Genomic DNA, 10,303 nt, shown 5'->3' on the forward strand with positions numbered 1-10,303 from the left:
ATACCTTTCTTCAGCAACTTCACTGCTATCTCCATCTTGCCTTTCTCTGTACCTATAGCAATCCCCTCAGCCTTTCCCTTTTCTGTCCCTATCGCAATGCCCTCGGCCTTGCCTTTCTCTGTACCTATCGCAATGCCTTCTTCTATACCCTCAGCCTTTCCCTTTTCTATCCCCTCCTGTCTTGCTTCGTCTACGGTGTATTCTTGTCCATCAAGCAATAACCTCGCCCTCACATATGCATCATATGATTCATCACTCCAGTTAAACCTCTCTAGCTCCTTATATGCTTCTAATATGTGCTCGTCCTTCGTACACATAGGCGGCTCCTTCACTTCCTCTGACCTACTTAAAAAAAATAACCACTCGTCTTCTATGCCACTGAGCTCATCCTCTCCCTTCTTAAACTTCGGCAGTTCTATAAAGACATACGACAGGGCAAATAAGTGCCTTTCATTCGTCTTCTCTTCCCTCGTAGTGTGGTAACTGATGCACCCTATGTTACCTCCAAACAGCTTCTTGTTCTTCATGATGCTCACTACTATCACAGGCAACAGGTCCCTATGAAACATTCCCTTCTTTAATTGTGATACGTATGTGTGTGCTCCATAAAACTGCGCCCTTTGTATGTAGTGCATCTCTTGTCTGTTCTCCATCTCTACGATATAGATTTTTCCTGACTCATCCTTGCACTTCAAATCAAACAAGCTTCTTTTGCCCTGTCCTATGTCAGGTATTTCCTCTCCAGACATAAACTCGAGTTCTGCTATTTTTTCTCCAGGTTCTAAACGTAGTATAGCATTTAAAAAATCCTTTAGTCTTTCCTTATCGCCAAAGACTCTCTTAAATGCTACATCGTTTGTTGCGTCTAGGTATCTTGTCATCAGTATACTCTCTTCTGTTTATCCTTAGTACAACCCATTGTATACTATTCCGAATACTTCCTCCAGATGTTTTATGCTTCAATGCCTCCCTGGCCACAAAACTATCAGCTCTTAGTGGAGGCTTGCACTGTTACCCGCTGTACTCTGGAGTGTCGGGTGCACCCCAGACAACTGAAACATCCCTTCTGTAGGCCACATAAAACAGACCTATCAGACATATGTTTCACTCCTTAGCGTACTATTTTTCCCAATCCTATGTCTTCCCCTTCTGCAGTACCGATATACGCTGCTGTAGTAGGTTTTTAGGGCAAGGTATGCTTGTACCATCATCGCTCATCTCAATGACAGCTTTGTACATCTTGATCGCATCAGCAGTGCGACCCATTCTATCGTACGTTACAGCAAGGTTGTACCTGTAAAGCACGTCATTGGGAGCCAATCTCCCTATTTTTTGAAAGTATTCAATAGCATTGCTAAACATTTGCTTTTTTGCATATACCAAAGCGATTTGAGTCAAAATTGGAACATATGATGAATTTAATGACTCCAAATGCTGCAGCTCCTTTAACGCTTGATTCGGATATATTGCGGCAAATACCGCCAAAAAGCTATCCATTGCCTTTTTATGCTTTGGATTGAACGTCAATACCCTCTCGTAATAGGCCTTTGCTTTTTTAAGCTCCCCTGCCCTGTGATACAACCTGCCTATGGAGTACAATATGTCAGCATTATCAGGCTGAAGACTTAATGCCTGGTTGTATGTCTGTATAGCAAGTTCATACTGCCCTACAGTCGTAGCCTTATATGCTTTAAATAATGTATCGTACAGCTTGTTTACCACAATATCCCTGGCATCTGACACTACGATATTTGGCAGAACGATGTCAGCATTGGCTTTGGTGTATACTGATGGCAAAAAACCGTAATCGATCGTAATCGCCTTGACACCATCACCAGCAGGCCTCATAACCTTTGCTATGTTCGCGAACACTTGATTATCATCGATTTGCCTATGATCAGCGGCATGCGACACCACACCATACAAACAATACGGCACCAACAGGAAAATATAACAGCGCCTTAAGTAAACGTGAAAGCTTGTCATATGGCTCACCTCTGACTACTACTTCCAGTAAACAGGCAAATTTCGCGTTTGCCAAGGCTTTTTTATTCTACGCTAATGTGTGCCGCTTAACGGCAGCTTCTATAAATGACACGAACAAAGGATGTGGAGAAAACGGCCTTGATTTAAGCTCAGGATGAAATTGTACCCCTATAAACCATGGGTGGCCCTTGAGCTCCATAATCTCAACTAACTTGCCGTCTTTAGAAACTCCAGTGATAGCAGCACCGCTACTTTCAAAGCGCGGCAAGAAGCTGATGTTAAACTCATACCTGTGTCTGTGGCGCTCCTCTATCGTATCAGCACCGTATATCGACCTCACCATACTCCCTTCCTTTAAAGAACACTGGTAGCTTCCAAGCCTCATGGTACCACCAAGATCCACTCCGTCAGAACGAAGCTCTTTTTTACCGTCCTTGTCCCATTCCGTCATCAAACCAATAATATTAGTGCAGTCTTCTTCAAATTCTGTAGTATTTGCGTTCTTTATGTTTAAAATATTGCGAGCTATTTCAATACAGGCAAGCTGCATACCGAGACATATACCAAAGAACGGTATATTGTTAAGCCGCGCGTATTTTATAGCCGCAATCTTGCCAACACTACCAAGCGCTCCAAATCCACCTGGAACAAGTATACCATCTACATTGCCAAGCTTTTCCTGGGCGTTTTGATCAGTTAAGGTCAAAGCGTTGATCCACACAAGCTTGACCTTACATCTGTGATGTAAACCACCGTGGTTCAAAGCTTCCGTCAAGGATTTATAAGCATCCTTTAGCTTGTTGTATTTGCCTACCACTGCTATCTTCACTTCGCAAGACGGATGCTTGACCGCCTCTATAATCCTATACCACTTATCCAAATTGGGCTGAATATCGTACGGCAAGTGAAAGTGGTGAAGCACCTGCTCGTCGATTCCTTGCTCGTGATAGGCGATTGGAACAGCGTATATGTTGCTTTGATCGACGGCCTCAATCACAGCGCTTTCAGAGACATTGCACAGCAAAGAGATCTTCTTCTTGTCGGATAAGGAAAGCCTGCGCTCAGTTCTGCATAGGATAATGTTTGGCTGTATACCCAGCGCCCTCAGCTCCTTTACAGAATGTTGAGTAGGTTTGGTCTTTGACTCGTTTGCGGACTTGATGTACGGAACGAGTGTTAAATGAACAAAAATGCTTCTAGAAGGCGTTAAACTCGATGAAAACTGTCGAATTGCTTCAAAAAATGGCAAGCCTTCAATATCCCCTACTGTTCCACCGATTTCACACAATACAAAGTCAATGTTATCAACGTCGCTTTGAATAAATTCCTTAATTAAGTTTGTGACGTGTGGAATGACTTGTACAGTACCGCCTAAGTAGTCCCCCTTTCTTTCTTTTGCGAGCAGCTCCATGTAAATGCGCCCTGCTGTTGTGCTATCTCCTTTTCTGGCGGCAATTCCCGTGAATCTTTCATAGTGTCCAAGATCCAAGTCCGTTTCAGCACCATCATCGGTTACAAACACCTCACCATGTTGGTATGGGCTCATGGTACCGGGATCGACATTTAGATACGGATCCAGTTTCTTTAGTCTTACGCTGTAGCCCCTAGCCTGCAGCAATGCCCCCAAGGAAGCAGACGCAAGGCCTTTGCCAAGTGATGAGACGACACCTCCAGTAATAAATACGTATCTAGTCACAACCTATACTCCATCAATGTTAAAACCGATACCACATCTGGAACCAAGGCCATGAGTTCCCCTTTTAAGTGAGCGACCTACTTAGCAATCGGAACTGCAGCGCTTTTGCTGATATCTTCACCAGCTTGTGTCTTTGCCTGGTCTATGGCAATACGCTCAACCAAATAAGCCGCTCTTTGACGTTCAACAATAGCCAACTTTGCAAGTACAAGGCTATTTACGATGAATGCGGCAGCCAAAAACATAGTAAACCTACTAAAGGCCTGCCCTATAACCTTACCGGACAAAAAGTTGTGCCCCCCTCCTGAAAGGCCGGAGAGTCCATCTGCTCCTGTTTTTTGGAGAAGGATGACGCATACCAGGCTAAGAACGATACAGATCTGGAGAATTAACAGTGTTGTTGCCATATTTTTTATTTTGTGATATTTTCGACACATACTATAGCCTTTACAACAAAGTTGCAACCCCTAATTACGAATTTCTCGTACCGTACAAGTGAAAGCAGTTCAAGTAGTACCGACCTCGATCAAGGAGTTACTCCTTAGCAGTCTAGTCCTCAACATAGTGGTGTGTCTTGTGGCTTTTTACCTTGCTTATCACTCCGTGCACGGACAAAGGGGAATACTTGCATATCTCTCTGTTAGCAGGGATTTGGACAACAAGCGTATTGTGTTAGCGCAGCTATTATCAAATAAAAAGGCAATGGAAAACAGGGTCTCCCTTGTTAATTCTGGTGACAGTGACATTATAGATGAGCTTCTGCGTAAGAAAGCGGGACTAGCAAGGCAAGGTGAAACAGTAGTAATTTTAAAAGACTTAGAGGCAATTAAAAAAGGCAATTAAATATTAATTCTTCCCCCATTTTAACAAAGTATTAACTATTTTCGTAGTAGTATTAAATACAAGCACAACAGTTAAATGGGGGAAGTGATGTCACGGGGACGATACTATCCAAAAGATTTGGCAGCTGAACAAGTTCAAATTGAAGCTGATAGAACTAAGTTGAAAGGTCAGATTGAGAAGCAGATGAAGACATTCTTTCGAGATAGAGACATTAGTCTACCGATTTGGGTCACAGAAGACGGAGCAAGCGTCGATACAATAATTAAGAAAATTGCCAATGAGTTGGGGAAGTTAAAGCCCAACCAAGCCACTGTAGTAACCGATTTGGAGGAAACACGACTCGGATTTGGACGACTCATAGAAATTGGAGTACTTGCGAATCAAGAGTTCGCGAAACAATTCTTTAATGAAATTATCCTAAGTAACATTCCAGGTGGAAATGACAATGAAAAGGAATGGAAGAATGTGCTCACATATGATCTAAACATTGCTAGAGCATACGGACCCAAAGGCAAAGCAATAGAGTATGCGGGCGATTTAGCTCCTAGAGCAGAAGCTTGGGAAAATGTGAAAAAGATACAAGAGAGAACAGAGCACCAGATTCCACAGTTTACCTCTCAACAGCCTCCGGTCTCAATACCATTCCCTAGTAGCTCAAACACTTCCTTTGCCTCTTCTATCAATGAAGAAAAATTCACAGGGATTCCACTAGACTCACAAATGCAAGTAAGCAGCATTTTGGTTGATACAGATACACAGCTGAAGAAGATGTTAGAGCAGCCGATGAAGGATATCGGCAGACTAGAAGAATATGAAAAACAAGGAATACGTTTTCCTGTGATTAAGGATTTAAAAAAGAGGCTCATAGAAAGTGCTGTAAACCTGACTAATGAGCATATAGCACAAATTCCAGATGATCAGCCACTAGATAAGCTTAATGCTTTACGTAGCCTCAAAGACAGTCTCAATATAGATCACAAAGAAACATCAAAGCGTGTTTCAAAGCTTTTAGACGATGAGATCAACAACACTATATCTACTATGTCAAGTCGAGCTAGAACTCTAGAAGATATTCAAAGAGCAATCCTTCCCTTAAAGAACGCTATAAAAGGCGAAAATAGTGTTTTTCAAGAAGCTATTGGAACATTAATTACAAAAGCTGGCAATATTGTTACTGCTCAAATATCGCCACGCAGGGCATTGGAGAGCGATACAGCGCAATCAGCAATACAAGTAGAACAAACACCTATAAACCCTTCAAAAGCAATTAGTGAATTTATAAAATTCCAACTGGATATCAGACACAACTGCAACCGGAGCAATAAAAGAAAGCTTGAAGCTATAGAGACAAAGTCCATTGCTCAATATATCGAGACAGTACAGCACGATGTCCTAAAACCTGCAGACGAACTGACTAAGTCCAAAGATACCAGTTCATTGGAGACAAGAACTCAAAGCATCAAGAATGCAATTGCGGCGATTGGTTCTTTGATCGATGCAAAACCATCATCTTCCAACCGCAAAAAGCTGGAAAACCTTAAGAAATCCTTGGTGCTAAAGGACATAGAGCTTTATCAAATACGTGCGATACATGCGGATGATGTTGCTAAAAATCTGGACTTCATCAAGGACATCAATCGGAAAGTGGAGCTCTACCCTTACGCTCAAAAAGCAGGACAAAAGGCGATCAACGCAATATATAGACGATCAATTGCAGATATTGGTATAAACAACCTTCTCGAGCCTTCATCAAAGACACTAAGAGACAACCAAGGTCCTAGCCCAAGTGTAGATGAGGCACCAGGGCTAACACTAAACCGAGATGAGCTTTTGAAGTATAGCAGAGAAGCTCTTAAAGCCTTGAAGCATGATCCAATATTCAAAGAGAACTTGGAAGGAAATGCCAAGACAAGCACATATCAACACCGTCGTTATATTATAGAACATGATTTAGAGGATAGAATCGAGCAAATAAAGAAGATCCAAGTTCCGCAAGAAGAAGTAGAAATCGCAACAAAGATCAAGGAACTTGAGCAAAAATCGAAAGAAGCCACTAAACTTGCTAAAGAACCTGGATATAAAGATCAAGATTTGAGATTGTTGCATACTAACCTACAGCGGGCAATCACTGATAAGATCAATGACCTAAGGACTAAGGAGCTAAGTGATAAAATTGGTCCATCGAGAGCAGGACTGAGTATCCAAGAGTTGACCGATGAAATCAAGATATTACACAAATTAGGTCGAAAAGCTGCGTACAAAAACCATCCGGACATCGATAAGCGTATTGCTACTCTTGTCGATGACACGATGAATGGCATCAAGAAGAATAGCACAGAATTGATCGAGGCTTCGTCAAGTACCCAGCAACAAGTCAGGACTCCAGCCATACAAGCTCCCAGTACTCCAATAGCAGAACCTACACAAAGCAGAGTACCACTACCCACCACTCAGTCAATTATTCATCAAGTGCCTCTCCCTCCTAAGCACCCACAAGTACCAGATGAGCTTAACAATGACATAGCAGCTCTTGATGCTCTTCAAAAAACAACCGCATACAAAGAGTTTGTCAAAAGGGGACAAAATGATCAGGTTAAAGAGACAAAGGAATATTTGATTCGACAAGCTGTAGAACTTGTTGCTCCTACTAGTCTTCGTAGAGACGGGGCTAGTATAGTCAGGAGCCAACCAGACAACCATACAACACAAACACAGCAAGCCGTAAAAGTTGCGCAGGCTTATTATGCATTGCAAAAATTGAAGGATAAACCTGGTTACAAAGGCTCTGAAATAATCACTACTGCATCAAAAATGCTGAAAAACCGTCATGATGAACTCAGAGAGAGCTTGCTGGGCAAAGATACGCCACAAAGACGAGAATGGAACAACAAGACAATCGAGAATCTCGGGACTGATCAAGCCCCAGCCTTATCAGGAATGTTAAGAGGAGGAGAGGCTAGTCGCACTTCGGATACGCTGGTTCACGAACATATTGCCAAACTTCCGATCGATCAAGTAGTTGATATAGCAAAGCGAGGAGAAAAGATGGCATCAAAAGAACAAGGGCAAAGTTTTGTGAGCAGTGTCAAGGCTTTCTTGACCAGCATTGCTCCAAAGAAATGGACAAGCAGAGTGACTGAAAGGAGTCGAACAGATAGCCTTCAAAGATAACATCAAAAAAAACAATAGCGCATTGTTGTTTGATGTGCTAGACCTGCTGGTAGCCCTAACAATACTGCCATTAAAGCCATGTCTCAATGTATACGGTCCTTTCAAAAGGATACAAAAACAGACGCAATTTGTAGTAAACCTCTTGCAGGATTCTACTTAGAATATTACATACAAAACAGAATATACGATGATTGTACTTTAGAGCTGGTCAAGGCCTATGCGGATAATTGTCTCAAAATAGACCAACAAGATGATTCTGATTGCCGTGTACACCATAACACCAGATTGCTAACATCAGGACAAAATGTAGAAGACGGATTCCTGGAATGTCTACTACTAAATCAGTACGATGTCAAAACAGCAAACACATTCATCTATAACGGTGCTACATGCCCTAGAAACAATCTGTACCAGCACTACATCCAGATGAAATCGTTTTACGAGAACCACAATTGTCCAGATGAATATAGTGCCAACTTAAACCACTACCAATTGAAATTCTCGGACGGCACCTACTGCAAACAATTCGTTGAAATGTTTGAGGACTACTGTACAGACTTGTCCTACTAGTAGCCCTCGATTTCAGTTACAAGATAGTAGCGGCACTACCAAATAGGATCACCCACCACATCATCGTAGTCCATGTAGGCCTCATAGTATGAGGTTTTGTAATCATCATACCACTGAATAATTGTGTCAAAGGCATGATTTAGATCTGCAAAGAACAAAACTTTGGTATTGTATACCGCCTCAAAACTTCCAGACCTCCACTGCGATACCTGCTCCTTTGAGAAAAGGAGTAAAGCGTTATGAGCGTAACCTGTAGCCCTTTCACATAAATCTGATACGAATGTTGCGCAATTTCTAGATAATAAATGATATGTACAGCCGTCAAAATTCTTCTTATAACAATCCTCTTGAACCGTATTCAGATATTTGATAGCACTATAAAACTGCTGATCATTCAGTAAAATTGAAGCCTTCAAATCATTGTTGATCTCTGATTTCTGTAGCTCACCCACAATCACTTCATTTCGAATATCGCCCATTTGGTGGTCAATATGTGGTATTATTGCGTCGGTCAAAACATAAGGTAGAGACATTATTGTAGAGGCCAGCAACAAACCCACAAAGTTTGCACCTGTCAAGGCAATGATGGCACATGACATCGCTAATAAAACACCATCAACTGTAGCCTCAGTTGAATTGTCATCGAGGTTTGCTCCGTTAGGTCCTGGATAGAAACCACGTACAGCACGGAAGTCCGAAGAGCTAAAACCAAAAAAGGCGTGACCTGGATTTAAATATACAATCATTTTATTGTAATGACCTTCGTATTGATAGTCACCAGCCAAATACTTATGTTGTATCAAGTACTCCAGAACGTCTGTACTCTCATACGATGGAATTTTGACTCTTTTTCCACTTTCCAACTGCACGATGGTATCACAAAAGTTTTGCACTACCACCACAGGCTTATCTGCCTGAAATTCATGCTTTATATCGTCTAAGTTCACTTTTTTACCAAAGCACGAGTCCAAAGTAGATTGAAAAATTTTATATTTAGCGGATGTAGGTACTTTCCCTAGCTCCATACCTAACGCTAGCCTCTGTAACACATTTACTTCTCCTTCTCGCGCTAGCTTATATATCCCTCCAACAATCCTACTGGTGTTTAATTGGACGTAATCAAAGCGATTGTGGCTTATAAGTGTTCTTAGCAAATTCATTTCTTGAACATTCCTATATCTTTGTTCCAACAACCCTTCAATCATGGATCCCAATTTCATCACCTCTATGACTTCACCTATATTACCTTCCGACAAGTGCCCCGTAATGTAGCCCAAGTTTATCATCTCCTTGAGTTCATCAGCACTCCAACGTGGCATTTCAGCAATAGCTCTAGAATTTACGTCGCTTTTCGTCATATACTTTTAATTGATCATTGCCCTCACAAACGTGTATTATATACTATTTTACTTAAAAATCGCAATATTTTTACGAATTCCAAAGAAAACTACCGCTATCAAGTCAGTATATATATAAGCTTGCAAGACAAAAGAAGTGGACAATGCCTATTAGGGAATGGCCACTTGCCTTAAACCAATTTTGTATCTAACGTGCGATTTAGAATTACACCACATGTTTTTAGTACAGACTTTGACTCATCTCCTATCACCTTGTTTGCATTATACGTCTTCCAGTACTTATAAACACCATGATTGGCTTTTAAAAGTTTATCAATACCTGTAGTGGTTATGTATTCAGCGATATATCCTCACTTTGGTACACCAAACACAGCTGCTTTCCGCAAAACGCCAACCCTATAACCAATACCTCATTCACACCGTTTTGCTTAAAAAGCTCCAAATATTGCTTATCTTTTACCTGCTTCAACCCTTCTTGCGCCTTTGCCTTTAGCTTTTTTGAGTCGTTTGTTGCTTTGAACTCCAGCAAGATACCGGCTCTTCCACTCTGCTTTGGAAGCATCACTACGTCAAACCTTCCAAGCCCCGATTCTTGATTGGACCGTATGTAGTATTCTCCTCTTAATCCTACTACTAGTCCCAATATAAACACGTGAAATACTTGTTCAGGCGTATTCTC

At 41.5% G+C, this 10,303-nt stretch carries 9 protein-coding genes; 3 read left to right on the forward strand and 6 right to left on the reverse strand.

Features of this window, described 5'->3' with window-relative positions; translation table 11 throughout:
* The 4 genes from EDM53_RS05655 to secG form a co-directional block, all read right to left on the reverse strand.
* The coding region (locus EDM53_RS05655; RefSeq protein ID WP_130122683.1) for an Rpn family recombination-promoting nuclease/putative transposase at nt 1-881 on the reverse strand (881 nt) is incomplete at its 3' end.
* A gap of 253 nt (nt 882-1,134) precedes the next feature.
* Nucleotides 1,135-1,986, reverse strand: coding sequence for a tetratricopeptide repeat protein (locus tag EDM53_RS05660; protein ID WP_130122684.1), 852 nt, complete (start codon nt 1,984-1,986; stop codon nt 1,135-1,137).
* Nucleotides 1,987-2,053: 67 nt separating this feature from the next.
* Entirely contained in the window at nt 2,054-3,682 is a 1,629-nt protein-coding gene (locus tag EDM53_RS05665; protein WP_130122685.1) for a CTP synthase, read from the reverse strand.
* A 77-nt stretch (nt 3,683-3,759) separates the two neighbouring features.
* Nucleotides 3,760-4,089, reverse strand: coding sequence for a preprotein translocase subunit SecG (gene secG / locus EDM53_RS05670; RefSeq protein ID WP_165379685.1), 330 nt, complete (start codon nt 4,087-4,089; stop codon nt 3,760-3,762).
* Nucleotides 4,090-4,177: 88 nt separating this feature from the next.
* On the opposite strand from secG, the gene EDM53_RS05675 reads away from it, so the two are divergent.
* From EDM53_RS05675 to EDM53_RS05685, 3 genes are all read left to right on the forward strand, one after another.
* Complete coding sequence (locus tag EDM53_RS05675) at nt 4,178-4,525, forward strand: FtsB family cell division protein (RefSeq protein WP_165379686.1); 348 nt, start codon at nt 4,178-4,180, stop codon at nt 4,523-4,525.
* Nucleotides 4,526-4,600: 75 nt separating this feature from the next.
* Nucleotides 4,601-7,696, forward strand: a complete 3,096-nt coding sequence (locus tag EDM53_RS05680; RefSeq protein WP_130122688.1) for a hypothetical protein — start codon at nt 4,601-4,603, stop codon at nt 7,694-7,696.
* Between the two features lie 78 nt (nt 7,697-7,774).
* On the forward strand, nt 7,775-8,266 hold the full coding sequence (locus EDM53_RS05685) for a hypothetical protein (RefSeq protein ID WP_130122689.1): 492 nt from the start codon (nt 7,775-7,777) through the stop codon (nt 8,264-8,266).
* Nucleotides 8,267-8,301: 35 nt separating this feature from the next.
* Here the strand turns inward: EDM53_RS05685 and EDM53_RS05690 are convergent, their stop codons facing one another.
* The gene (locus tag EDM53_RS05690) at nt 8,302-9,624 is read right to left on the reverse strand and encodes a hypothetical protein (RefSeq protein WP_130122690.1); all 1,323 of its coding nucleotides are present in this window, start codon (nt 9,622-9,624) and stop codon (nt 8,302-8,304) included.
* Between the two features lie 328 nt (nt 9,625-9,952).
* Nucleotides 9,953-10,303: PD-(D/E)XK nuclease domain-containing protein (locus EDM53_RS05695; RefSeq protein WP_207215500.1), on the reverse strand; the 351-nt coding region annotated here is incomplete at its 5' end.

This window comes from Rickettsiales endosymbiont of Peranema trichophorum (genome assembly GCF_004210275.1).
Lineage (GTDB): Bacteria > Pseudomonadota > Alphaproteobacteria > Rickettsiales > Midichloriaceae > RICK02.